Origin of the sequence: Bradyrhizobium oropedii (genome assembly GCF_020889685.1) — a bacterium.
GTDB lineage: Bacteria > Pseudomonadota > Alphaproteobacteria > Rhizobiales > Xanthobacteraceae > Bradyrhizobium > Bradyrhizobium oropedii.
Genome location: NZ_JACMYO010000091.1, coordinates 1 through 23,039, shown reverse-complemented (window position 1 = coordinate 23,039; position 23,039 = coordinate 1). Strand labels below are relative to the sequence as shown.

23 protein-coding genes and 1 pseudogene are annotated in these 23,039 nt (G+C 63.5%); 17 read left to right on the top strand and 7 right to left on the bottom strand.

The window, feature by feature from the left end; all coding sequences use genetic code 11:
* The first annotated feature begins 244 nt into the window (after positions 1–244).
* Genes H8A95_RS24160 through H8A95_RS24150 form a run of 3 tightly spaced genes read left to right on the top strand, consistent with a single transcriptional unit; the run spans position 245 to position 2,912 of the window.
* Complete coding sequence (locus H8A95_RS24160) at positions 245–793, top strand: MarR family winged helix-turn-helix transcriptional regulator (protein ID WP_420839445.1); 549 nt, start codon at positions 245–247, stop codon at positions 791–793.
* A gap of 20 nt (positions 794–813) precedes the next feature.
* Positions 814–1,518 carry a response regulator gene (locus H8A95_RS24155; protein ID WP_420831339.1) on the top strand — a complete coding sequence of 235 codons (705 nt, stop codon included), beginning with the start codon at positions 814–816 and terminating at the stop codon, positions 1,516–1,518.
* Positions 1,519–1,526: 8 nt separating this feature from the next.
* A complete protein-coding gene (locus H8A95_RS24150) occupies positions 1,527–2,912 on the top strand; it encodes an ATP-binding protein (RefSeq protein WP_229185326.1) in 1,386 nt (461 codons plus the stop codon).
* Here the strand turns inward: H8A95_RS24150 and H8A95_RS24145 are convergent, their stop codons facing one another.
* From H8A95_RS24145 to H8A95_RS24135, 3 genes are all read right to left on the bottom strand, one after another.
* Positions 2,913–5,126, bottom strand: a complete 2,214-nt coding sequence (locus H8A95_RS24145) for a TonB-dependent siderophore receptor (protein ID WP_229185325.1) — start codon at positions 5,124–5,126, stop codon at positions 2,913–2,915.
* 595 nt (positions 5,127–5,721) lie between these two features.
* Positions 5,722–6,252: a DUF3617 domain-containing protein gene (locus H8A95_RS24140; RefSeq protein WP_163155128.1), complete on the bottom strand. Its 531-nt coding sequence runs from the start codon at positions 6,250–6,252 to the stop codon at positions 5,722–5,724.
* A 43-nt stretch (positions 6,253–6,295) separates the two neighbouring features.
* Complete coding sequence (locus H8A95_RS24135) at positions 6,296–6,595, bottom strand: hypothetical protein (protein WP_229185324.1); 300 nt, start codon at positions 6,593–6,595, stop codon at positions 6,296–6,298.
* A gap of 166 nt (positions 6,596–6,761) precedes the next feature.
* Here H8A95_RS24135 and H8A95_RS24130 point away from each other — a divergent pair, with 166 nt between their 5' ends.
* From H8A95_RS24130 to H8A95_RS24115, 4 genes are all read left to right on the top strand, one after another.
* On the top strand, positions 6,762–7,256 hold the full coding sequence (locus H8A95_RS24130) for a hypothetical protein (protein ID WP_229185323.1): 495 nt from the start codon (positions 6,762–6,764) through the stop codon (positions 7,254–7,256).
* Between the two features lie 114 nt (positions 7,257–7,370).
* Complete coding sequence (locus tag H8A95_RS24125) at positions 7,371–8,057, top strand: ribonuclease T2 family protein (protein ID WP_229185322.1); 687 nt, start codon at positions 7,371–7,373, stop codon at positions 8,055–8,057.
* A 164-nt stretch (positions 8,058–8,221) separates the two neighbouring features.
* The gene (locus tag H8A95_RS24120) at positions 8,222–9,082 is read left to right on the top strand and encodes a 23S rRNA (adenine(2030)-N(6))-methyltransferase RlmJ (RefSeq protein WP_229185321.1); all 861 of its coding nucleotides are present in this window, start codon (positions 8,222–8,224) and stop codon (positions 9,080–9,082) included.
* 262 nt (positions 9,083–9,344) lie between these two features.
* Entirely contained in the window at positions 9,345–9,557 is a 213-nt protein-coding gene (locus tag H8A95_RS24115) for a cold-shock protein (protein WP_016844477.1), read from the top strand.
* Between the two features lie 280 nt (positions 9,558–9,837).
* On the opposite strand, the pseudogene H8A95_RS24110 reads toward H8A95_RS24115, so the two are convergent.
* Positions 9,838–10,460: pseudogene (locus H8A95_RS24110) on the bottom strand (outer membrane protein).
* A 262-nt stretch (positions 10,461–10,722) separates the two neighbouring features.
* Between H8A95_RS24110 and uvrC the strand changes: the two are divergent.
* From uvrC to H8A95_RS24075, 7 genes are all read left to right on the top strand, one after another.
* Positions 10,723–12,819 carry an excinuclease ABC subunit UvrC gene (gene uvrC / locus H8A95_RS24105; RefSeq protein WP_229185320.1) on the top strand — a complete coding sequence of 699 codons (2,097 nt, stop codon included), beginning with the start codon at positions 10,723–10,725 and terminating at the stop codon, positions 12,817–12,819.
* A gap of 207 nt (positions 12,820–13,026) precedes the next feature.
* Positions 13,027–13,641 carry a CDP-diacylglycerol--glycerol-3-phosphate 3-phosphatidyltransferase gene (gene pgsA, locus H8A95_RS24100; protein ID WP_016844474.1) on the top strand — a complete coding sequence of 205 codons (615 nt, stop codon included), beginning with the start codon at positions 13,027–13,029 and terminating at the stop codon, positions 13,639–13,641.
* Positions 13,638–13,889, top strand: coding sequence for a molybdopterin converting factor subunit 1 (gene moaD / locus H8A95_RS24095; protein ID WP_229185319.1), 252 nt, complete (start codon positions 13,638–13,640; stop codon positions 13,887–13,889). Before pgsA ends, moaD begins: the two co-directional genes overlap by 4 nt.
* Positions 13,890–13,897: 8 nt before the next feature.
* Positions 13,898–14,365, top strand: coding sequence for a molybdenum cofactor biosynthesis protein MoaE (locus H8A95_RS24090; RefSeq protein ID WP_229185318.1), 468 nt, complete (start codon positions 13,898–13,900; stop codon positions 14,363–14,365).
* Positions 14,365–15,336, top strand: coding sequence for a 50S ribosomal protein L3 N(5)-glutamine methyltransferase (gene prmB, locus H8A95_RS24085; protein ID WP_229185317.1), 972 nt, complete (start codon positions 14,365–14,367; stop codon positions 15,334–15,336). Before H8A95_RS24090 ends, prmB begins: the two co-directional genes overlap by 1 nt.
* 154 nt (positions 15,337–15,490) lie before the next feature.
* Complete coding sequence (locus tag H8A95_RS24080; protein ID WP_229185316.1) at positions 15,491–16,903, top strand: EAL domain-containing protein; 1,413 nt, start codon at positions 15,491–15,493, stop codon at positions 16,901–16,903.
* 15 nt (positions 16,904–16,918) lie between these two features.
* A complete protein-coding gene (locus H8A95_RS24075; protein ID WP_229185315.1) occupies positions 16,919–17,773 on the top strand; it encodes a TIGR01459 family HAD-type hydrolase in 855 nt (284 codons plus the stop codon).
* Positions 17,774–18,038: 265 nt separating this feature from the next.
* Here H8A95_RS24075 and H8A95_RS24070 read toward each other — a convergent pair whose 3' ends face one another.
* Positions 18,039–18,434, bottom strand: coding sequence for a response regulator (locus H8A95_RS24070; RefSeq protein WP_016844467.1), 396 nt, complete (start codon positions 18,432–18,434; stop codon positions 18,039–18,041).
* Positions 18,435–18,648: 214 nt separating this feature from the next.
* Here H8A95_RS24070 and H8A95_RS24065 point away from each other — a divergent pair, with 214 nt between their 5' ends.
* On the top strand, positions 18,649–19,632 hold the full coding sequence (locus H8A95_RS24065) for a bifunctional riboflavin kinase/FAD synthetase (RefSeq protein ID WP_229185314.1): 984 nt from the start codon (positions 18,649–18,651) through the stop codon (positions 19,630–19,632).
* A gap of 17 nt (positions 19,633–19,649) precedes the next feature.
* Positions 19,650–20,234, top strand: a complete 585-nt coding sequence (locus H8A95_RS24060; protein WP_229185335.1) for a sugar O-acetyltransferase — start codon at positions 19,650–19,652, stop codon at positions 20,232–20,234.
* 137 nt (positions 20,235–20,371) lie between these two features.
* Here H8A95_RS24060 and H8A95_RS24055 read toward each other — a convergent pair whose 3' ends face one another.
* Together H8A95_RS24055 and H8A95_RS24050 are read right to left on the bottom strand one after the other, a co-directional pair.
* Complete coding sequence (locus H8A95_RS24055) at positions 20,372–21,355, bottom strand: hypothetical protein (RefSeq protein WP_229185313.1); 984 nt, start codon at positions 21,353–21,355, stop codon at positions 20,372–20,374.
* Positions 21,356–21,542: 187 nt separating this feature from the next.
* Entirely contained in the window at positions 21,543–22,142 is a 600-nt protein-coding gene (locus tag H8A95_RS24050; RefSeq protein ID WP_229185312.1) for a hypothetical protein, read from the bottom strand.
* 574 nt (positions 22,143–22,716) lie between these two features.
* On the opposite strand from H8A95_RS24050, the gene H8A95_RS24045 reads away from it, so the two are divergent.
* A partial coding sequence (locus H8A95_RS24045; protein WP_229185311.1) for a class I tRNA ligase family protein occupies positions 22,717–23,039 on the top strand: 323 nt, incomplete at its 3' end.

Genomic DNA, 23,039 nt, shown 5'->3' with positions numbered 1-23,039 from the left:
TTCACCACCGCCGGCAATCCGGCCGGTTTCCGTCGCCAACATGCCGTTTAGACATGCTTTTGCGGAGTGCTGAAGTCCAGTATGTTTGCCGAAATGCCGCTCGACAATCGCACGGTAGTCCAATTTGCGGCCCAAACCGCCTCACAGGCTTTTTCAGGCCGTGTCAAACGCTGTCGAGGACGAAACGACTTAATGTTTCGTCGTGACAGTCAGTTTTGTAACATTGAGACCAAGATACGTCAATATGACTGACATAAATTTCTCAGGCATGGCTGCCAAGCCCGATTCGCAGGGAGATGAGAACGCTCCTGCGGCGGGCTCGCGCGACCTGCGCTGGGACATCATCGAGCTGCTGTTCTTCGCCTACCGCGACTTTGTCGGCGACGCCGACCAGGAGCTGGAGGCGTTCGGTTTCGGCCGCGCGCACCACCGCGTCATCCACTTCGTCACCCGCTATCCCGGGCTGAAGGTCGCCGACCTGCTCGATGTCCTGCGCATCACCAAGCAATCGCTCGGGCGCGTGCTCAAGCAGCTCCTGGACGAGGGCTACATCGTGCAGAAGACCGGCAACAACGACCGCCGGCAGCGCCTGCTCTACGCCACCCCGAAGGGTGAGGCGCTGGTCGGCAAGCTCGCAGGGTTGCAGACCGACCGCATCAACCGCGCCATCGCCGGCATCGATCCGGCCGGCGTCGAGACGGTTCGCCAGTTCCTCCGCGCGATGATCGACCGCGACGATCCCGACAAGGTGCTCGAAGCGATCTTCGGCGGCGGCAGAAAAACAAGGGAGTGAACCTGGTGCAGGCTGCAACCATGATGCGCGCGCCGATCGAACCGGCCGACGACGCGCCGCATCTGCTTCTGGTCGACGACGACCGCCGTATTCGCGACCTGTTGTCGCGCTTTCTCTCCAGCGAGGGCTATCGCGTCACGACGGCAATGAGCGCCACCGACGCGCGCGCCAAGCTGCTCGGACTGCATTTCGACCTGCTCATCCTCGACGTGATGATGCCCGGCGAGAACGGCTTCGACCTCGCCCGCTTCATCCGCAGTTCCTCCACGGTGCCGATCATCATGCTGACCGCGCGCCACGAGGCGGAAGCCCGCATCGAGGGCCTGCAGATCGGCGCCGACGATTACGTCGCCAAGCCGTTCGAGCCGCGCGAGCTCGTGCTGCGCATCGGCAACATCCTCAAGCGCACCGCGCCGCCGCAGGTCGTGACCGTCGAGCAGATCGCGTTCGGCCCCTACATCTTCCACATCGAGCGCAGCGAGCTGCGTCAGGGCGAGGAGATCATCCATCTCACCGACCGCGAGCGCGAGATGCTGCGCATCCTTGCGAGCGCACCCGGCGAGACCGTGCCGCGCGCCGAGCTGACCTCTGGCGGTACCGTCAACGAGCGTGCGGTCGATGTGCAGATCAACCGCCTGCGCCGCAAGATCGAGCACGATCCCGCCAATCCGCTGTTCCTCCAGGCGGTCCGCGGCATCGGCTATCGCCTGGTCGCCTCGCCATAAGACAGCCCATGAGCACGCTCGACTCCGGCCTGACCCTGATCAAGAACGCCTCGCAGCGCGTCTCGAAGGCGAACGGCTGGATGGGCAACGCGTTCAAGAGCTGGATGCCGACCGGCCTCTACGCACGCGCGCTGCTGATCATGATCGTGCCGATGGTGATCCTGCAGACCGTGGTCGCCTTCGTGTTCATGGAGCGGCACTGGAACACGGTGACGCGACGCCTGTCGGCCGCCGTGGTGTCCGACATCGCGGCGCTGATCGACGTCTACAAGACCTATCCGCAGGACAAGGACCGCGCGCACCTGCGCGGCATCGCCCAGAAGCTGCAACTGGTGGTCGATTTCCTTCCCGCGGGCGACATGCCTCCGCCGGGACCGAAGCCGTTCTTCTCGCTGCTCGACCAGACGCTCTCGGTGCAGCTCGGCCGGCAGATCAGCCGTCCGTTCTGGATCGACACCGTCGGCAAATCCAACCTGGTCGAGATCCGCGTGCAGCTCGACGATTCGGTAATGCGGATATTCGCCCAGCGCAGCGCGGCCTACGCCTCCAACTCGGAGATCTTCATCTTCTGGATGCTTGGCACCTCGACGATCCTCTTGATCGTCGCCGTGCTGTTCCTGCGCAACCAGATCAAACCGATCTTGCGGCTGGCCGACGCTGCCGAAAGTTTCGGCAAGGGCCGCGAAGCGCCGAATTTCCGGCCGCGCGGCGCGCGCGAGGTGCGGCGCGCAGCGCAGGCCTTCATCGAGATGAAGGCGCGCGTCGAGCGCTCGATCGAGCAGCGCACCGCAATGCTCGCCGGCGTGTCGCATGATCTGCGCACCATCCTGACCCGCTTCAAGCTCGAGCTCGCCTTGATCGGCGAAGGCCCCGAGATCGACGCGATGCGCAAGGACGTCGACGAGATGTCGATGATGCTGGAGGATTACCTCGCCTTCGCGCGCGGCGATTCCGGCGAGGTCGCGCAACCGACCGACATGGCGATGGCGCTGGAGGAACTGCGCAGCGACGCCGAGCGCCACGGCCATATCGCGACCGTCGCGTTCCACGGCCTGCCGGTCGTCACGGTGAAGCCGGCCTCGTTCAAGCGCTGCCTCGCCAACCTCGTCTCCAACGCGGCGCGCCACGCCAACACGATCTCGATCACCGGTCAGCGCGACCACCGCTATCTCAACATCACGGTCGACGACGACGGGCCCGGCATCCCTGCCAACATGCGCGAGGAAGTGTTCAAGCCCTTCCTGCGGCTCGACGATGCCCGCAACCAGGATGAGGGCGGCAGCGGGCTCGGACTTGCGATCGCCCGCGACATCGCGCGCTCGCATGGCGGTGACATCATGCTCGGCGACAGCCCGATGGGCGGCCTGCGCGCCACGGTGCGGGTGCCGGTGTAGCTACCAGCGGTAAGACAAAGTGCCGATCAGCTGACGCCGTTCGCCGGCGTAGCAGTAGCCGGACTGACAGGTCTGGTAGTGCTTGTCGAAAAGATTGCTGGCGTTGAGCCGCATGGTGGCGCCGAGGAAGCGCCGGTCCAGCTTGCCCAGATCGTAATCGATCACGGCATCGAACAACGTCGTCGCCGTATTCAGGAACGTATTCTGGTCGTTGCCGAAATTGGTGCCGATATAACGGACACCGAGACCAAGCCCGAGCCCTTCGACGGGGACGCCGGACTGGAACGTGTATTTGCCGAAGGCGGCGAAGGAATTCCTCGGAATGCCTGACAGCTCGTTGCCGGTCGTATCGGGATTGCCCTGCGTGATCACGATGTTGAGATGGGTGTAGGCGGCGGTGAGATCGAAGCCCTGCTTGAGCGCCAGCTTTGCCTCGAGCTCGACGCCCTTGGATTCGACCTGCCCGGTCGCCGCCTGGAACGCCATGTTGTTGGGATCGGTGCGCAGCACATTGTCCTGGGTGATGTCGAACACCGCGGCGGTCAACAGCACCGGCACCTGCGGCATCTGGTACTTGATACCGATTTCCTTCTGCTCGCCGGTGGTCGGCCTGAACGGTACCCCCGATGCGTCGACGCCGACCTGCGGGCTGAACGACGTCGCATAGCTGACATAGGGCGCAACGCCGCTATCGAAGACATAAGCGAGGCCCGCGCGGCCGGTGAAGGCCGTCGCCTTCTGCGTTGACGGCACGCCGTCGAGACCGGCCGTCGTCGTCTGCGATACCCAGCTCTGGCGGCCATTGAGCGTCAGGACGAAGCCTCCGAGCCTGGCCTGCTCCTGTGCATAGACACCGACCTCGTCGGTCGACTGCTTGTTGAAGATCGAGAATGCCGGCGCCGCGATGGCCTGGGCGCCGTAGTTCATCGTCAGGAGATTGAGATCCGGAGCCGCACCGTAGCCGATCTTGTCGTTGTAGTAGGAGTGCCCATAGTCAACGCCGAACAACGCCGTGTTCTTGATCGAGCCGAGCATGAACTTGGCCTCGGCCTGATTGTCGAGCGTTACGGTGTTGAAACTATCCAGGATGCGCCAGGCGGAACGCGACGCGAGATTGGTGCTGCTGTCGATGGAATCGATCTGGGTGTACTTGGCGTCGGTGTCGACCTGGTAGAAGCGGAAATTCTGCCGCACCGTCCAGACGTCGTCGACGTTATGCTCGAACGCATAGCCGATGCGATACTGCTTCTGATCCATCGCGCTGAAGGCCGGATCATTCGAGTAGATGTTGGTCAGTTGTCCGTCGGGCGTGCGGAAGTTGCCGACGCTCGCGGCGGTGCGGCTGGTTTGGTATTCGCTCAGGATCGTGAACGACGTATCGGCATCCGGCCGCCAGGTCAGCGCGGGCGCGATGTAGGCGCGGTCATCGTCGTTGCCGGGAAACCAGGTCTTTGCGTCACGGAGCAAACCCGTCAACCGGTAGTACAGCTGATCGCTGCCGGGCACCGGACCGCCGATATCGAAACTGCCCTGGTAACGATCATAATTGCCGGCTTGCAGCTGCACCTCGCCGAACGGCGTCAAGGTCGGACGCTTGGTGGTGACATCCACGATGCCCCCCGGAGAGCCAAGGCCATAGAGTCCCGAGGCGGGGCCGCGCAGGATCGACACACTGTCGAGACCGTAGGGCTCGATCTTGGGAATGGCGAAATTGCCGCCGCCTTGACGCAGGCCGTCCCGATAGATCCCGGTATAGGTCGCATCGAAGCCACGGATGTAGAAGCTATCGAACCGGGGATCATAGCCAAACGCCGTGGTCGTCACGCCGGGCGTGTAGTTGACGGCGTCCTTGAGCGTCTGAACGTTGCGATCCCTGAGCTCTTTTTGCGTGACGACTGAAAGCGACTGCGGCGTCTCGATCAGCGATGTGTTGGTCTTGGTGCCGGCCGTGCTGCCGGTCGCGACATAACCGGTCGTCGTGCCGACCGCGCCTGCGGTGCCTTGCGAGCGCGGCGCCTGGCTCTGCGCGGATGCCGCGATACGACCGCGTCGGTTCGCCGCGACTGCGCGCGAAGACCTGGCGTTCTGACTCGAAGCAGCGGCAGCGCGCTTCTTTGCGGCGCCGGGCTGATCCACCGTCACTGCCGGAAGCACGCTGACATTGCTCTGCGGTGGGCTGGTTTGCGCCTGAGCGCTGGCGACGTTTGCACTCATTGGTGCAAGCACGACCGAACCAAGAAACGCTGCATTGATCGCAGCCGTTGATCCAAGCAAGCCGCGCCTGCTTCGACACGAAGTCATTCCCACCGAACAAATCCCCACACTTCCCAATCTTGATCGAGCCGCACATTCGTCATGATGCGGCATCGATTGGGGCGGACTTCTATCGGCGAGGTGCGCGAAATTCTACGCGCGCAAAATAGAATTGCTTGAAGCGCGCACGACGCGAAACACTGGAGCGATTCAAGATGCGTGCACTGGAACGATTCAAAACGACATGTTGTCGCAGCAAGCTTGCAGCACGGAAATTTCGAAGTGCGTATTTGATCTCTCAGCTTGCTCGCGCGCGAGACACGCGCAGTGATCGTTCAATGATGTCGATGTCGTCGTGCAAGTGGCGTCGCGTTTTACGCGCGACCGAAACCGGCACATGACCGCTGCCGAGACATCGGGCGGACACGTCGCCGCTTCAGCGCAAGATTGCCTTGCAAGCTTGTCGCGGGCTATCGCGATGATGGTGGTGCAAAACGTCACAGCCTCTCGACATGAGAGGAGACGAATTCAGGCGCGCAACGGAAGGTGCCGTGCCCTACTTCTGCTTGGGCAGCAGGCCCTTGAGCTTTTCCATGTCCTTGACGTTCATCTTCATGCCGCCGGGCATGATGATGTCACCGGGCTTCTGGTCTGCCTTGCAGGCGCCGAGCCATTTTGCCTCGATGGTCATCGTGGTGTCGCGCGAGCCGGCTGCGCCGCCCTCGGCATGCGAGGTGCTCTTGACCGTGTAGGCGGAATTGAAATCGCCGACGATCTCGGCATGGCTCTTCATCGTCATGCCGGCCACGCTGCACACGCTGTCGCTGACATAGCCGGTCGCGGTCTTCTGGATATCCTGCTTGGCGCAGACTTCCTTGGCCATCGGCGAGGCCGCCGCGCTCATCTCCTTGTCGGTGGTCTCGTCGGTGCAGTGCTGCATGGTGATTTCCGGCATCGGCCCGCCGGTCCGCACCATCTTCATCTCCCACAGGCCGGCCTTGCGAACGGGCAGGTCGACGGCGCTTGCGGCGCCAGCGGACAGGACAAGGCACACGGCAGAACCAATCAAGGCAAGCTGTCGGGTCATGCGGTTAGCTCCCGGCTAAACGATCGACGGATATGGAGCGCGCTCAGTAGCGCGTGCGCAGCGGCCTCTCGGCCGCGCCATAGGGTACCCAGCGGCAGGCGAAAGAGATGTAGCCACCCGGATAGCGCTGCACCGCAAGGAACTTGGCGACCTTGCCGTAGGTCGCGCAGTGATCGACGGCGAGTTGCCGGGCATCGGTCTGGGCCGCCAGCGTGTAGGCGATGATACCGCCGGTATCATTGCCCTTGAACGGCGGCACCGGCTGCATCCAGTCGGCTCGCGCCGGACCAACGGCCAGCATCCCGCAAACGGCAACCAGGCACGCGGCCAATTTCCTTCGCATCGCAGACTCCATTTCGCTTGAAGCCAACATAGAGTGCCCCGGCGACCGTGAAAAGCACGAGCCGGCCGCCAGCGGTGGACTTCTCGGCAGGTGTTGCCGCGCTGCACTTGACCTTGTCGGGGCTTCACGGCACCGTCCGCCGCATCGGATAATCGGGTGGATTCCCATGCGCAACCTGTTCAACTCCCGCGACAAACTCGGCCACACGCTTGGCCTCGGCGCCGCACTCGTGGTCGGCATGCTGGCTTTCGGGGGGACGGCCCAGGCCGCAAATCCGTTCGAATTGAATTTCTGGCTGTCCGGCCCGCGCTATGACGGCAATGTGGCGCCCTGCGAAAGGGCGCTCTCGACTATCAGCGATCAATTCCATGAAAAGGAAGCCACCTTCTGGAATTCGCCGCTCGTCATCACCGGTTTCAGCCGTATCCACGAGACCGCATTCCGTCCCTGGCAGTCCGACAACATTCCGCGCCGCTATTGCTCGGGCGACGCGATGCTGAGCGACGGCAAGGTCCGCAAGGTGCACTATTCGATCATCGAGGACGGCGGCTTTGCCGGCATCAGCGACTCACTGAGCCTCGTCCCTGGCGTCGAATGGTGCGTGAGCGGGCTTGACCGCAACTGGGCCTATAACCCGTCCTGCCGGGCCGCCCGGCCCTGATTTCCCGACCGGATTGCTACAGCAGAAGCCGCCGCCTTTGAGACGGCGGCTTTTGTTCTTGAAATGTTCCGGAGGCCTGCTAGGCTCCGAGCGGTCGAGTATGGGGGAGCGTTGATGCCTCGGTTGGTCACTATTTCCCGATTTCTGATTTCGTTCGCCTTCGTTCTGTGTGGTGCGGTCGGGGCCTCGGCCCAGGATCGCCGCCAGAATGCGCCCGGTGAGTTCGACTTCTATGTGCTGTCGCTGTCATGGTCGCCCTCGTTCTGCGAGGCGGCGAGCGAGCGCGGCAACAATGGCCGCGGCACCCAGGCGCAGTGCGGCGGACGGCCCTACTCGTTCGTGGTGCACGGCCTGTGGCCGCAATATGAGCGGGGCTTTCCGGAATACTGCCAGCGGCCCTCGCCCCGCCTCGCGCGCAACATCATGACCTCGATGCTCGACCTGATGCCGGCGCCCGGACTGATCTACAACGAGTGGGACAAGCACGGCACCTGCTCGGGACTTGGCGAGCGCGCCTATTTCGAAGCCATTCGCAAGGCCCGCGCCGCGGTGAAGATCCCCGAGGAATTCCTGCAATTGACGGAGCCGAAGACGATCGCGCCCGACGAGCTGGAGACGGCGTTCATCAAGGCCAATCCGGGGCTCAGCAACTCCGCGATCTCGGTGACCTGCGACAGCAAGCGGCTCAGCGAGGTGCGGATCTGCCTCAGCAAGGATCTGCAATTCCGCTCCTGCGAGGAAATCGATCGCCGCGCCTGCCGCCGCGATCAGGTGCTGATGCCGCCGGTCCGCGGCGGCTGAAACCCTCCGCGTCACGGCCGGCGAATACGCGCCGCGCGAATGCGCGCGGATAGCCCTGCCACCTGCACTGTCACGAAACATGCGCGATGGAGCGTCAATGCCCGGGACAAGCCCGGGCATGACGCAGTACAACATGCGCACCCTCTGGAGCGCAGCGTCATCGCATGAACTATCGTCACGCCTTTCATGCCGGCAGCTTTGCCGACGTCATCAAGCACATCGTGCTGGTGCGCATGCTCACCTATCTGCAGGAGAAGCAGGCACCGTTCCGCGTCATCGACACCCATGCCGGCGCCGGCCTCTATGATTTGACGTCGAGCGAAGCGCAGCGCGGCGGCGAATGGCTCACCGGCATCGCGCGACTGATGCAGGCGCGACTCTCCGACGAGGCGCTGCCGCTGATCGCGCCGTATCTCGATATCGTCAGGGCATTCAATCCGCGAGGCGAGCTGAAGGCCTATCCCGGCTCGCCGCTGATCGCGCGAGCGCTGATGCGTCCGCAAGACCGCCTCACCGCTTGCGAGATCGAACCGACGGCGCGCAAGCAGCTGATCGATGCGCTGCGGCGCGACGCGCAGGCGCGTGTCGTCGATCTCGATGGCTGGACGGCGCTGCCGGCATTCGTGCCGCCGAACGAGCGGCGTGGCCTCGTGCTGATCGATCCGCCATTCGAAGCGAAGGACGAGTTCGAGCGGCTGACCCGTGCTTTCACGGAAGCATTTACGAAGTGGCCGACCGGCGCATATCTTTTGTGGTACCCCGTAAAAACCCGGAAGGCCACCGACGAGCTCGCGCGCAGCGTCGCTGCTGCAGCAGCAAGCAGTCGGCCTGCCGGCAAATGCTTGCGGTTGGAATTCAGTGTGGCGCCGCAAGAAGCGGGCGCAGGCCTCGTTTCCACCGGGCTTTTGATAGTGAATCCGCCGTGGACGCTTGCGAACGAGCTGAAGATCATCCTGCCCGAACTCGAGAAGCCGCTCGGTCAAGGCGGCGCGGCGCGCTTCAGATTAGAGACGCCTAAACATTGATCGACAACCCCCACTGAAAAGTTCGATTTTGAGCATAGGCAATTTGCGCGGAACCGTATTATGCTCATCCTGTTACGACTGGCTTTACGTTCCGCTTCCGCGAATGGTTGCGGCGGAGTGACAAGGCCGAAATAAAATCCAGGCAGACCGGCGGCGTGACGCCGGCCTGTTCAGGTGGCCAAGCTTCCGACAAGCGAATGTCGGTCAACCGCTACGCGACGTGCGCGTAGCGGTGGAGCAATACGGGGGAGGAGTTTTCCCGATGGCCATGACTGGGACAGTCAAGTTCTTCAACGGAGAGCGTGGCTACGGCTTCATCAAACCTGATGATGGCGGCCGCGATGTGTTCGTTCACATCACAGCTGTCGAGCGTGCAGGATTGAAGGACCTGACTGAAGGACAGCGCATTACGTTCGAGGTTGAACCGGACAAGAAGGGCAAGGGCCCGAAAGCCGTCAACCTAGTGGTTTCATGACGAGTGCTCGCGGTGCGCGGCTCGTGATGGACGCCAAGTGAAGCGTTGCGTGTGAGTTGACCGCCGAGCGCGCAGCTCGCGCTCGCTGCATGATCGCCTGCATGATGCGGACGCGACTGACCGTGCCGCATGTCCAAGGCGTGTGGCCCACCGAGTGGATTCGCGGACACTGCGGCGTGCGTGCTGCTGCGCTGCGCGCGACGTGTCGTATCATCCGCACAAAGAAAAACCCGGCCGCGCGAGGCGCAGCCGGGAGTTGATATCAGACGTCTTCTTGTTCTCAGAAGTGATAGTTGATGCCCGCGCGAACCAGGCTGAAGCTGTAGCCGTTCGACGCGCCGCCGGTGATCGTGAAGTTGCTGTTGGCGAGATCGACGTAGAGATACTCGATCTTGGCGCTCCAATGCGGGGCGAAGCCCATCTCGGCGCCGGCGCGACGGTGAAGCCCGCGTTGGTGTGCGACTCCGTGATGCCGAACGTCTCGCCGCGCAGTTCGCCGAAGGCGAGACCGCCGGTCGCGTAGAACAGCACGTTGTTGACCGCATAGCCGGCGCGACCGCGCACCGTGCCGAACCACGGGTTGGAGAACTTCCACGGCGCGAACCGGTCGTCCGCAGTGGTGCCCTGGATATCCGCCTCGATACCGAACACCCACGGGGAGCCGTTCTGGAAATTGTAGCCGGCCTGCACGCCGCCGACGAAGCCGGACGGCTTGGTCGGGTTGTTCTCGACCGAACCCCAGCCGTAGCCGAGGTTGCCGCCGAGATAGGGGCCGGCCCAGCTGTAGGCATTGAGCGGTTGGTAGACGGTATAGGGCGAACCGTAGTTGAGGTCGGCCGACGCCGCCGAGGTCGTCCAGCCTGCGACGATCAGTGCCAGCGCACGCGCTACAAACCGGGTCATTGGTACTCTCCACACGCAACTGCCGCAGCCCGCTGGCCAAGGCCGGCGTGGTTACGGAATTCCACTTTTTTCGCTAAGCTTTATCGAGAGTTTTAAGTAAAGGGTCTGTTAAGCCCGGTTACCGGCCCGCTCATCAGTCTTAACAATGCGTTACCCGCCGGCCCCGGCGGCCGCGCAGGGCCGATAACCTCCTGCAATCGGGATCGTTTTCCTGTGCCGCCACCGCTGGCGACCGGTCGCCCAAGCGCTTAATTTACGGCCCATGGTTCACGATTCTCCCGAGCGCCCGACGCCGGCCCCCAAGACTGACCTCAAGGCTCGGCGCGGTTCAAAGTCCGACCTGCCACAGGACGACCTGACGCTCGACACAAGCGACGTCGATCCCGAAACCTCCGCCGCCGAGGAGGAGGAGGACGGACGCCTTCCCGAGGCTCAGGAAGACACCTCCGAGGCGATCGCCGAGGGGACGTTGTCGGTCGGGCATGCCGCGATCGAGAACGCGGTCCGCCTCGCGCCGACCTCGCCCGGCGTCTACCGCATGCTCAACGCCGGCAACGACGTGCTCTATGTCGGCAAGGCGAAGAACGTCAAAAAGCGTCTGTCGTCCTATGCGCGGGCCAACGCACCGCTGCCGGCGCGCATCCTGCGCATGATCGCGGCAACCACACATGTCGAGATCGTCTCGACCATGACCGAGACCGAGGCGCTGCTGCTCGAAGCCAATCTGATCAAGCAGCTCCGCCCGCGCTTCAACGTGCAGCTGCGCGACGACAAGTCGTTTCCCTATATTCTGATCACCGGCGACCATTGGGCGCCGCAGATCCTCAAGCATCGCGGCGCGCAGTCGCGGCCTGGACGCTATTTCGGTCCGTTCGCCAACGCCGGCGCGGTCAACCGCACCATCACGGCGCTGCAGCGCGCGTTCCTGATCCGCTCCTGCACCGACGGCTTCTTCGAAAGCCGCAGCCGCCCCTGCCTGCTCTATCAGATCAAGCGCTGCTCCGGCCCCTGCACGCGCGAGATCGATTTCCCCGGTTACGGCGAGCTGGTGCGCGAGGCGACCGAATTCCTCTCCGGCCGCAGCCACGCGGTGAAGGAGCTGCTCGCGGCCGAGATGGAAAAGGCTTCCGGCGAGCTCGAGTTCGAAACCGCAGCGCTGTACCGCGACCGTCTCGCGGCGCTGTCGGCGATCCAGTCGCAGCAGGGCATCAATCCGCGCACGGTCGAAGAGGCCGATGTGTTCGCCATCCACCAGGAAGGCGGCTATTCCTGCGTCGAGGTGTTCTTCTTCCGCACCGGCCAGAACTGGGGCAACCGCGCCTATTTCCCGAAGGCCGAGAAGACCTTCACGCCGGAGGAGGTGCTGTCCTCGTTCCTCGCGCAGTTTTACGACGACAAGCCGCCGCCGAAGCTGATCCTGCTGTCGCACGAGATCGAGGAGAGCGCGCTGCTCGCCGACGCACTGTCGGTGAAGGCCGGATCCAAGGTCGAGGTCTCCGTGCCCAAGCGCGGCGAGAAGAAGGAGCTGATCGGCCACGCGCTCACCAACGCGCGCGAGGCGCTCGGCCGCAAGCTCGCCGATACCGCAACCCAAAGCCGGCTGCTGGAGGGCATGGTCACGACGCTCGGCCTGCCGCATACGCCGAAGCGCATCGAGGTCTACGACAACAGCCACATCCAGGGCACCAACGCGGTCGGCGCGATGATCGTGGCGGGACCCGACGGGTTCATGAAGAACCAGTACCGCAAGTTCAACATCAAGTCCGAAGGGCTGACGCCCGGCGACGATTACGGGATGATGCGCGAGGTGCTGGAGCGCCGCTTCAAGCGGTTGCTGAAGCCGCCGGAGGGCGAGGCTGCCAAGGCGAAGGACAACGACAAAGCGGATGACGATTCGTTCCCGCAATGGCCCGACCTCGTCATCATCGACGGCGGCCGCGGCCAGCTCAACGCAGTCAGGGAGATTTTCGAGAAGCTCGGGCTGGCCCGGGTCTCGCTGATGGCGGTGGCCAAGGGGCCGGAGCGCGATGCGGGGCGGGAAACCCTGTTCATGCCGGACCGCGAGGCCATCAAGCTGGAGCCGCGGGACCCGGTGCTCTATTTCATCCAGCGGCTGCGCGACGAGGCCCATCGCTTCGTGATCGGCTCGCACCGCAAGCTGCGCAAGAAGGACATCCGCGAGGCCGGCCTCCAGGAGATCCCGGGCATCGGCCCGTCGCGCAAACGTGCCTTGCTGCATCACTTCGGAACGCTCAAGGAGATCGAGCGGGCCTCGATCGCCGACCTCGGCAAGGTTCCCGGCGTCAGCGCCGAGAGTGCCCGCAAGATTTTCGAGTTTTTCCACGCCCAGCCGGGTTAAACCAAACCGGGTTAAACCAAAGGCGAGTCATCAGGGCGTCGCCTGCGACAGGGCATCTAGGGCATGATGCGGCAAAGCGTGCGGCGGCTGTCCGAAAAAATCACGACTAAACAAGGAGCTAAGGCGCCATGACGATTCAGCGTAATCTCGCCGCACTTTGGCGCCCGCACGGTTGACCTTCTCGCTTCAGCGGTATTGGTAGAACGGATGAACATCGCCACGACCCGGGGACAGACCAAGACCATGTCCCTCCCGAATATCCTGACCTACGCCCGGATCGCCGCGATCCCGGTGGTGATCGGCTGCGTCTACTGGCAGTCGATCCTGGACGGCCCGTTGTGGCTGCGCTGGGTGGCGCTGGCCGTGTTCATTGCGGCGGGGATCACCGACTATCTCGACGGCTACTATGCCCGGATGTGGGACCAGCAGTCCGCCTTCGGCCGGATGCTCGATCCGATCGCCGACAAGCTCCTGGTCGCCTCCAGCCTGCTGATGCTGGCCGCCGACAATTCGATCCACGGCTGGACGCTGTGGGCGGCGATCGTGATCCTGTGCCGCGAGATCCTGGTCTCGGGTCTGCGCGAATATCTCGCAGGGCTTCGGGTCAGCGTTCCCGTCACCAAGCTTGCAAAATGGAAGACCACGATCCAGCTGGTGGCGATCGGCTTCCTGATCGCCGGCGAGGCGGGCGAGCAGGTCTTCCCGGCCACCACTTTGATCGGCATCGTGCTGCTGTGGATGTCGGCGATCTTCACGATCTACACCGGCTGGGATTACTTCCGTGCCGGCATCCATCACCTCATCAAGGAGGATGAGGGATGAAGCTGAAATATTTCGCCTGGGTGCGGGAACGCATCGGCAAGACTGAGGAGATCGTCGAGCCGCCGCCCGAGGTACGCACCGTCGGCGAACTGATCGGCTGGCTTGCCTCGCGCGACGACGGCTACGCCCATGCCTTCGAGAAGCCCACGGTGATCCGCGCGGCGATCGACCACGCTCATGTTAAGCAGGATGCGGCAATCGTCGGCGCCCGCGAGATAGCGTTCTTCCCGCCGATGACCGGCGGCTAAATCTTCCGATGCCCGTTGCAGCGACCATTCGCATCCAGGAAGCCGACTTCGACGTCGCGCAGGAGATTGCCGCCTTGAGCAAGGACCGCACCGATGTCGGCGCGGTGGTCAGCTTCAGCGGCATCTGCCGCGGCAGCGAACAGGGCGAGCCGATCGCCGCGTTGACGCTCGAACATTACCCGGGCATGGCGGAAGCCGAAATTTCGCGCCATGCCGACGAGGCGCTGGCGCGCTGGCCGTTGCAGGGCCTCACCATCATCCATCGCTTCGGCCGCATCGCGCCGGGCGAGAACATCGTGCTGGTCGTGACCGCCTCGGCGCACCGGCAGGCCGCGTTCGAGGCAGCCGAGTTCCTGATGGATTATCTGAAGACCAACGCCCCGTTCTGGAAGCGCGAGGAAAGCGCGCGCGGCACCAGCTGGATCGAGGCGCGCGACCATGACGACGCGGCCGCCGCGCGCTGGACCAAATCCTGATGGCCAAGCGCAGCGAAGTGCCGGCGAGGCGCAGCCCGGTCGCGCCCAAGGCGCCGAAGGTCGGCGCCGGCGAGCTCCACACCCTGTTCGACTTCCTGCGCTACGCGGTGAGCCGCTTCAACGCGGCCAAGCTCGTGTTCGCGCACGGCACCACCGATCCGGTGGCGGAGGCCGCGTTCCTGATCTGCGAGACGCTGCATTTGCATCCCGACCAGTTCGAGAATTTTGCGACCGCGCGCGTTACCACCGCCGAAGGCAAGCAGATCCTCGACCTGATCGAGCGGCGGATCGCGACCCGAAAGCCGGCCGCCTATCTCGTGAACAAGGTCTATATGCGCGGCCTGCCGTTCTATGTCGACGAGCGCACCATCGTGCCGCGCTCCTTCATCGGTGAATTGCTGGATTCGCATTTCGGCGGCGACGAGGACGGCACCTCGCTGATCGGCGATCCCGAGGAGGTCGAAGCCGTGCTCGATCTCTGCACCGGCTCCGGCTGCCTGGCGATCCTGGCCGCCCGGCATTTCGCCAACGCCGCGGTCGATGCGGTCGACATCTCAAAGGATGCGCTCGAGGTCGCCGCGCGCAACGTCGCCGACCACGGTCTCGACGATCGCCTCACGCTCCATCGCGGCGACCTGTTCAAGCCGCTCGGTGACAGCCGCTACGACCTCATCATCTCCAACCCGCCCTATGTCGACGCCGAGGGCATGGCGGCGCTGCCGCGCGAGTGCCGCGCCGAGCCGAAGATCGCGTTCGACGGCGGCGCTGACGGGCTCGACATCGTCCGCCGGCTGCTCGATCAGGCCAAGCAACACCTCACTCCGCAGGGTGGGCTGCTCTGCGAGATCGGCCGTGGCCGCGAGAATCTGGAAGCCGCCTACCCCAACCTGCCGCTGCTCTGGCTCGACACCGAGGACTCCGAGGGCGAGGTGTTCTGGATCGCTGCCGCGGACCTCTGGCCGCCGTGCTGAGGCAGGCTCCGGCCCATGACCGGGCCCCGACCAGGGCGAAGCGAAAATCGTGTGCAGTTCCAGCCGGTTCTCAAGATCGCTGACCCGTCGAATCAACAATGGTGCTAGAGTCCCGCTTCGGGGACGTTCGAAGAGAGGGCGCGGGCGCGCGACAATGATTCGCATTTCGACGATCTTCATCGCCATCTGCATGGTGCTGGTCGCAGCCTCGCTCGGCTTCGTGCTGTATTCGGTGGCCGGCATCAGCGGATCGGAATCGGCGATCGTGGCGCTCACCGCCCTCACCTGCCTGATCCTCTACAACGCCGTCTCGATGCGGTTGCGCGACCGCAGCGATGTCGGCGGCCAGATCGCGGATCTGTCACGCGGCACTGCCGACCTCGCCCGCCAGGTCGCCGAATTCGGCCGTCGGCTGGCCGCGGTCGAAGGCCGCGTCGCCTCGGCCAACTCCACGGGCGCCGACCGGATGCAGGGCCTGGCCGGCGAGATCAGCGAGCTCGGCGGACTGGTGCGGCAGCTTGCGGCGTCCGTCGCCCATCATGAGGACCTGCTGGCAGCAACTCCCGTGGCACAGCCGGCCGCCTCCCCGCGAGACGATCTGCTGCAACCGGTCGCCCCGGCTCCGACCGTCGCGTTTGCACCCCCGCCGCCGGCAGCGCCTCCGCCTGCGATCTCACGCAGCCAGGCCCAGCTGATCGGCGCGATCAAGCACGCCATCGACGAGAACCGCCTCGACATCTACCTGCAGCCGATGGTGACGCTGCCGCAGCGCAAGGTGCGCTACTACGAGGCGGTGACACGGCTGCGCGACGAGCGCGACCAGGTCCTCGCCGCCGACGATTTCATCGGGGCGGCTGAGGCCAATGGCCTGATCGGCCGCATCGATCACATAGTGATGCTCCGCTGCGTCCAGGTGCTGCGCCGCCTGATGATCCGCAGCAAGGATGTCGGCGTGTTCTGCAACGTCTCGGCGGCGACGCTGGCCAATCCGGCGCACTTCACCCAGTGTCTCGACTTCCTCGAAGCCAACCGTGCGCTGGCGCCGTCCTTCGTGCTCGAATTCAAGCAGGCGACCTTCCGCAATCTCGGCCCGGTCGAAAGCGAAAACCTCGCGGCACTGTCGCAACGCGGCTACCGGTTCTCGATCGACCATGTCAGCGACCTTCGCCTCGAACCGCGCGAACTCGCCGATCGCGGCGTCCGCTTCATCAAGGTGCCCGCCGCCTTGCTGCTCGACGCCAGGCAGAGCGCGGCGACCGATATCCATCCTTCCGATCTCTCCGACCTGCTCGGCCGCTTCGGCATCGACCTGATCGCCGAACGGATCGAGGGCGAGCGCTCGGTGGTCGATCTGCTCGACTACGATGTCCGGTTCGGCCAGGGCTTCCTGTTCGCGCCGCCGCGGCCGTTGCGGCCGGAAGGGGCATCTGCTACCGCCGAGGCTCCGCAGGCCAACCCCCAGGACCTTAATGGCGCCGGCACTTCAGCACCTGTCTCCAGTCCCGCAGCTCCGCAGCGCACAACCGGCAGCGCCGCGCTGGCGCGCCGCGCGCTCGGTCCGACCTGACCAACGGATCGCATCATGACTTCGCTGCGTTTCGTGGAGCGGCTGCGCGACCTCACCGGCGATGTCGACGTCGTGCTGTCGGACATCTGGGGCGTGGTGCACAACGGGCTCGAATCCTTTCCCGAGGCCTGCGAGGCGCTGCACGCCTTCCGCCAGCAGGGCGGCACCGTCATCCTGATCACCAACGCGCCGCGTCCGGCCGATTCCGTGCAGCGCCAGCTGCGCAAGCTCGGCGTCGCCGACGAGACCTATGACGCGATCGTCTCCTCGGGCGACCTGACGCGACACTTCGTGGCCGCTCATCCCGGCCAGAAGATCTTCTGGATCGGGCCGGAGCGCGACAGCTCGATCCACCGCGGCCTCGACGCCACCATGGTGCCGCTGGAGCAGGCCGACTACATCATCTGCACCGGCCTGTTCGACGACGAGACCGAATCCGCCGAGGATTATCGCGACACGCTGCTCAAGGCGCTCGAACGCAAGCTGACGCTGGTCTGCGCCAATCCTGATATCGTGGTCGAGCGCGGCGACCGGCTGATCTACTGCGCCGGCGCGGTCGCTGAGCTGTATCGCGAGCTCGGCGGCGAGGTGATATTCTACGGCAAGCCGCACCGGCCGATCTATGAGCGCGCCATGGCGCTGGCCACTGAGCGCCGCGGGCGTCCGACCGAGCTCAGCCGCGTGCTCGCGATCGGCGATTCCGTGCGCACCGACCTGACCGGCGCCCATAACTTCGGCATCGACCTGTTGTTCGTCACCCGCGGCATCCATTCGGAAGAGTTCGAGGGCATCGAGCAGCTCGATCCGGCATCGGTGAAGGAATTGTTCGGCCATCCGCCGCGCGCGCTGATGCGCGAGCTGAAGTGGTAGCGGCCAACTCCGCAGGGGCGCGCTGGCAAAATATCGAAAACAACCCCATGCAAAGTAGCCCATGGCGCCGGGTGTTCGACCCGTCGCCTTGACACGTCGGGCAACTCAGGGGCATATTTCTAATATTCAGAAATTGCGCTCGCGTCCGCTCGCCTTACTTTCAACCCCAAAGACGCAAATGCCCGGGACGTCCAGCGCGAAGACGCGCTTCGCGCTTCTGCCCCGGGCATGACGTGAATTTCAGTTGATGCGATGGACGAGCGTCTTACGCCGTCGCCATATCCGGGAAGACCGCCTCGATCTTGGTCTTCAGCGTGGCGGCGTTGAACGGCTTGACGATGTAGTTGTTCACGCCGGCCTTCTTGGCCGCGATCACGTTCTCGGTCTTGGATTCCGCCGTGATCATGATGAAGGGCGTGGTCGCGAGATTGGGGTCGGCGCGGACTTCCTTGAGCAGGTCGTAGCCGGTCATCGGCTCCATATTCCAGTCGGAAATCACCAGGCCGTACTTCTTGCCGCGCATCTTGTTGAGCGCCGCAGAGCCGTCGGAGGCATCGTCGATATTCTCGAATCCAAGCTGCTTGAGAAGATTCCGGATGATGCGGATCATGGTGCTGTAATCATCAACCACCAGAACCGGCATGGACAAATCAACCGCCATCTTTCCCCCCAAAACCACTAACGCAACTTGGCTTCTGCACAAACGCAGCTTTCCGCCAACGACTAACAGCAGGCGTTAAACAGCGCGTTAACCGGCTGAATCCGGATTGTTACGGATTTGACGCGATTTTCGCTACGCTTGACTTCCACGCCGCCGCCGCGTCACGGTCCGGCGCGCAACAATCATGCTTAAGAATCCTTGAAGAATCCCTGACATGAGCACCGGCTTTACCGTTATCCGCGACAACACCCCCGAAAGCGCCATTCCGAAGGGCGCCGTGGTCGCGATGGGAAATTTCGACGGCGTCCATCTCGGTCACCGCGCCGTGATCGGTGCGGCGCTCGCGATGGGCAAGACGCACGGCGTACCTGCGCTGGCCGTGACCTTCGAGCCGCATCCGCGCAGCTTCTTCAGCCCGAACACCCCGCAATTCCGTCTCACGGACGAGACCAACAAGCTGCGGCTTCTCGCGGCCACCGGGCTCGCCGGCGCTGTCGTCATGACCTTCGACAAGGCGCGCGCCGGGACCACGGCACAGGATTTCATTCACCATGACCTGATCAGCCGGCTCGGCATCAGCGGCATCGCGGTCGGCTACGACTTCCATTTCGGCAAGGGCCGGGTCGGCTCGCCGAGCCTGCTGGTCAGCGAAGCACCGCGGCTCGGCATCGAGGTCGATGTGCAGGCGCATGTCGATATCGAGGAGCGCCCGGTCTCCTCCAGCGCCATCCGCATGGCGCTCGCCGAGGGCCAGGTCACCGATGCCACCACGATGCTGGGCGGGCCGTGGTTCGCCACCGGCAAGGTGATCCATGGCGAGAAGCGCGGCCGCGACCTCGGCTATCCCACGGCCAATATCCGCCTCGACAAGCATTGCGGCCTGAAGCACGGCATCTACGCGGTGCGGGTCGGCAAGGCGCAGGGCAATGACAAGGTACGGTTCGACGGCGTCGCCAGCTTCGGGCGCCGTCCGACCTTCGACAACGGCGCGCCGCTGCTCGAAGTGTTCCTGTTCGATTTCAAGGGCGACCTGTACGACACGGTCCTTGATGTCGCATTCATCGGTTTCATTCGCGAAGAGCTGAAATTCGACACCATCGAGGCGTTGATACGCCAGATGGATGACGACAGCGCCAAGGCGCGCGCGCAGCTCGCCGCCGCGCCCGACGCGTTCCCGCAGCTCGGAGTGATTGGTTGAAGACAGAGAAAGAGAAAATGCTGGCGGGCGAGCTGTATCGCCCCGATGCGGAGCTCGCCGCCGACCATACCGCGGCGGAACATTGGATGGCCCGCTACAATGCGTCGGGCGCATTTTCGGCGGCCGAGCTGCACGCGCTACTCTGCGAGCGCTTCGCTCGGGTCGGCAAGGACGCCGTGATCCGCCCGCCGTTCTTCTGCGATTACGGCAGCAATATCAGCCTCGGCGACGGCGTGTTCCTGAACTTCAACTGCGTGATCCTCGACGTCGTCACGGTCGTGATCGGCGATCGCACCCAGATCGGGCCCGCGGTGCAGATCTATACCGCCGACCACCCGCGCGATGCCGAAACCCGACGCGCCGGGCTGGAATTCGGCCGCCCGATCCGGATCGGCAGCGACGTCTGGATCGGCGGGGGCGCCATCATCCTCCCCGGCGTCACCATCGGCGACGGCGCCCTGGTCGGAGCGGGCAGCGTGGTGACGCGGGACGTCGCCTCAGGGACGATCGTGGCCGGAAATCCAGCCCGGCGGCGGCTGCCTAGCGGGCATTCCCGGCATCGGGCCGGTCGCATTCAACGTGAAGGCCATCGTCATCTATGACAGCAAGCTGCGTTCGCTTTTCCTATAGTCGAGGCGCAGTCTGCATCGCTTGCCGAGCCGTTCTATATAGTGTCCAGACTGGCCGTAGCATTGCAAGCCACTACCATCGGCTTAATCCGCAATCCGGCTGAAGCCGATTACTCAGGGTCAAAGTCTTCGGGGTCGCCGTTGTAGCGCCGTCGCACGCGAGCTGCGAATGCCTCGTAGGACATTCCGTTGAAAGCATACTCCCACAGCAGGTCATAGTGTTCATCGAGTTTTTCACGCGCTTCGGGCAGCACGGCAGGCAAGTTGACCGTCAGAAATTTTGTAAGACGGTCGTCGGGGTCGTTACCTAGCTTGATGTCGAAGTAGCCGAGTGTGTCTTTGGCCCGAGCGCGGGCAGCAAGGTCCGCATCGGCGTTGGCTAGGCGCTGGTTGTAGGTCTGGTGGATGATTATCCCGCACTTATTCAAAAGGAGAAACGTGGAAGGGTGAATGCGACGCGCTATCAGAACCGGCACGCAGTTCAGCGCCACGGCCTTATCGAGCAGGTCTTTCACCTCGCGCCGGTCAGGATAGAGCCACTCCCGCAAGTTTTTACACTCGATGCCTGCCCATACGCCTCCGTGGCAAACCATGAAATCGAGGAGCCGGTCATCCGGCATGACGTTGTCGCCGATGTAATTGGGCGGCTCGATTTTGCGATACAGCAGGTCGTCGCCGTGTTTGGCCAAGTCAAGAAATCTGCCAAAAAAAGTTTGTTTGGCGGCCGTCATCGCGCGAAAGACGGCGATTTCGAGCGCCTGACCCGTGCGCATTGTAACAGCCTGCTGAGCAAGCTCAGTCTGAATGGCGTCGAGCACAGCGTAACGTTCGGCGTGGGTTTCCCATTCCGTGTTACCGAGGAAAAAGTAAGTCGGCTTGCCGGCGCCAGGTTGGTGGCGTTGCAGAATGCCCTCCGCGAGCAGCTGGTTTCGGGCCTCGGTCAGGATGTGCGGGTCCATGCGCTGGTTGAACGGGCCAGCGTCCGAGATTTTCATTTCAAGGGTACGCATTGTCGCCACGGAATGGGCACTGACCACGCGGATGATGCGCGTTCGAGCGAGCTCGAGACGTTGTTCCCGGGTCTGCCTGACCATTGGCGCCGGTCCGGGTGCGCGGCTCAGAACCGCGTATTTTGGTTTTATATATATCTAGTAGTATTGCTGGCCACGTTTACGCTGCTTCGAGGCTCCATTGCAACCTGCCCGCGAAAGGCTCTGGGAGCCTGCTAGGCGGCCTTTGACCAGTGGGGCGGCGAACTCGGTTCGCCGGGTCTGGGGGGCATCAGGCGCCTCCGCTTCTCATCGTAGCGGGCGGCTGTCCGCGCTGCTTTGTTGAAGGCCGGGCATACGCCGGCCCGCTTTCCCCAGACTGTGCCTTGCGGGCCGTGCTCGTCGAACAGCTCGCGTAGATGGAATGTTCGATAAACGCCGGGTCGCAACCTTTGACGAGATAATTCGCCATGCCCTTGTAGGCGCCTGCCGGGTCTATGTCGGTCACCTCCAAATCAAAATTGCCGAGCGTGCCCTGAGCCTTCGCCAGCCATCTGGGAAGCTTTTTGCGGAAGTCGGGTAGCAGCTCCGGCGGCACATACAGGACCCAGTTTACGTGCACGTTGCCGGGCGCCTCGAAGGCAAAGACGTACATGGGCGGCAATTTGAGACCGAGCTTCTTGGTCCGATAGGAGAGCCAGTCGCGGTATTTATCCCGTAGAAGTTGGAAGATGGTGGCGGCCGATTTTGCTGTGCTCTCATGCAGGTGTGCGACAACGTAGATGTTGAACGGCACACCCATTACCTTCGCGTAATCGAAAGACCTTACCTTCGCGTAATCGAAAGACCGGAAGATATTCTGCACCAGCTTGCGGCTGATATGCTGGGTCACCCTCTGCATTTTGTGTGTGTCGCGTCCACTGATACTAAATAAGGCGTGGGCAGGTGAATGGAGGAGGAAATCAGTTCCACTATTTCGCGTGAACAAAGTGGCAACAAAGAGGCTGTAGTTCCCTTGTCCGTTACAAAATTCACCCTCGCGCGGGATCGCGATCAAGGAGATTAGATCGGTTTGGCCGCAGGTTCGGTCCGCATCTCCCCCGACGGGGAGCGGTCGATTTGTGCAGCAAATCAGGTGAGGCGCCCCGGCTTCACCGCGAGACCTTAACCTCTCACCCGCCGCTTCGCGCTGACCTCTCCCAAGGGAGAGGTGGCACCTCAGCGCGCTCCAGCGCAATTCAACCTAATCCAGGGGTGGTCGCGTGGAACGATCCGCGGGCAATCCGGAGGCTTTGCGATTCCGCCTCCGGCTGCTATGGAAACCCCATGTTTTCGCGGCGCATCATACGGATTAGCGGCCCGGCTTCCGCCTGAGCCTGAAGGCTCGGCGCAAGACCGGGATTTTCGCCGTTTTCACCCGCGATTGATCGCGTATCCGCGCCCGCACCTGCCAAATCAGAGCTTTCATGTCCGACAAGCCGCAAAAGACCGACGCCCAAAAGACTGACGCCAGGGACTATTCCAAGACCCTTTACCTGCCGCAGACGGAATTCCCGATGCGCGCCGGCCTGCCCCAACGCGAGCCGGAAATCCTGAAATACTGGAACGACATCGGCCTCTACGACAAGCTCCGCCGGGAAGCCGAGGGCCGCGCCAAATTCGTGCTGCATGACGGCCCGCCCTACGCCAACGGCAACATCCACATCGGGCACGCGCTGAACAAGATCCTCAAGGACGTCGTGACCAAGAGCCAGCAGATGCTCGGCTTCGACTCCAACTACGTGCCGGG

Bases quoted from the DNA above. Each gene is read 5' to 3' on its own strand.
- H8A95_RS24160 (WP_420839445.1), top strand. From the start codon at position 245: ATGACTGACATAAATTTCTCAGGCATGGCTGCCAAGCCCGATTCGCAG.
- H8A95_RS24155 (WP_420831339.1), top strand. From the start codon at position 814: ATGATGCGCGCGCCGATCGAACCGGCCGACGACGCGCCGCATCTGCTT.
- H8A95_RS24150 (WP_229185326.1), top strand. From the start codon at position 1,527: ATGAGCACGCTCGACTCCGGCCTGACCCTGATCAAGAACGCCTCGCAG.
- H8A95_RS24145 (WP_229185325.1), bottom strand. From the start codon at position 5,126: ATGAGTGCAAACGTCGCCAGCGCTCAGGCGCAAACCAGCCCACCGCAG.
- H8A95_RS24140 (WP_163155128.1), bottom strand. From the start codon at position 6,252: ATGACCCGACAGCTTGCCTTGATTGGTTCTGCCGTGTGCCTTGTCCTG.
- H8A95_RS24135 (WP_229185324.1), bottom strand. From the start codon at position 6,595: ATGCGAAGGAAATTGGCCGCGTGCCTGGTTGCCGTTTGCGGGATGCTG.
- H8A95_RS24130 (WP_229185323.1), top strand. From the start codon at position 6,762: ATGCGCAACCTGTTCAACTCCCGCGACAAACTCGGCCACACGCTTGGC.
- H8A95_RS24125 (WP_229185322.1), top strand. From the start codon at position 7,371: ATGCCTCGGTTGGTCACTATTTCCCGATTTCTGATTTCGTTCGCCTTC.
- H8A95_RS24120 (WP_229185321.1), top strand. From the start codon at position 8,222: ATGAACTATCGTCACGCCTTTCATGCCGGCAGCTTTGCCGACGTCATC.
- H8A95_RS24115 (WP_016844477.1), top strand. From the start codon at position 9,345: ATGGCCATGACTGGGACAGTCAAGTTCTTCAACGGAGAGCGTGGCTAC.
- uvrC (WP_229185320.1), top strand. From the start codon at position 10,723: ATGGTTCACGATTCTCCCGAGCGCCCGACGCCGGCCCCCAAGACTGAC.
- pgsA (WP_016844474.1), top strand. From the start codon at position 13,027: ATGAACATCGCCACGACCCGGGGACAGACCAAGACCATGTCCCTCCCG.
- moaD (WP_229185319.1), top strand. From the start codon at position 13,638: ATGAAGCTGAAATATTTCGCCTGGGTGCGGGAACGCATCGGCAAGACT.
- H8A95_RS24090 (WP_229185318.1), top strand. From the start codon at position 13,898: ATGCCCGTTGCAGCGACCATTCGCATCCAGGAAGCCGACTTCGACGTC.
- prmB (WP_229185317.1), top strand. From the start codon at position 14,365: ATGGCCAAGCGCAGCGAAGTGCCGGCGAGGCGCAGCCCGGTCGCGCCC.
- H8A95_RS24080 (WP_229185316.1), top strand. From the start codon at position 15,491: ATGATTCGCATTTCGACGATCTTCATCGCCATCTGCATGGTGCTGGTC.
- H8A95_RS24075 (WP_229185315.1), top strand. From the start codon at position 16,919: ATGACTTCGCTGCGTTTCGTGGAGCGGCTGCGCGACCTCACCGGCGAT.
- H8A95_RS24070 (WP_016844467.1), bottom strand. From the start codon at position 18,434: ATGGCGGTTGATTTGTCCATGCCGGTTCTGGTGGTTGATGATTACAGC.
- H8A95_RS24065 (WP_229185314.1), top strand. From the start codon at position 18,649: ATGAGCACCGGCTTTACCGTTATCCGCGACAACACCCCCGAAAGCGCC.
- H8A95_RS24060 (WP_229185335.1), top strand. From the start codon at position 19,650: ATGCTGGCGGGCGAGCTGTATCGCCCCGATGCGGAGCTCGCCGCCGAC.
- H8A95_RS24055 (WP_229185313.1), bottom strand. From the start codon at position 21,355: ATGGTCAGGCAGACCCGGGAACAACGTCTCGAGCTCGCTCGAACGCGC.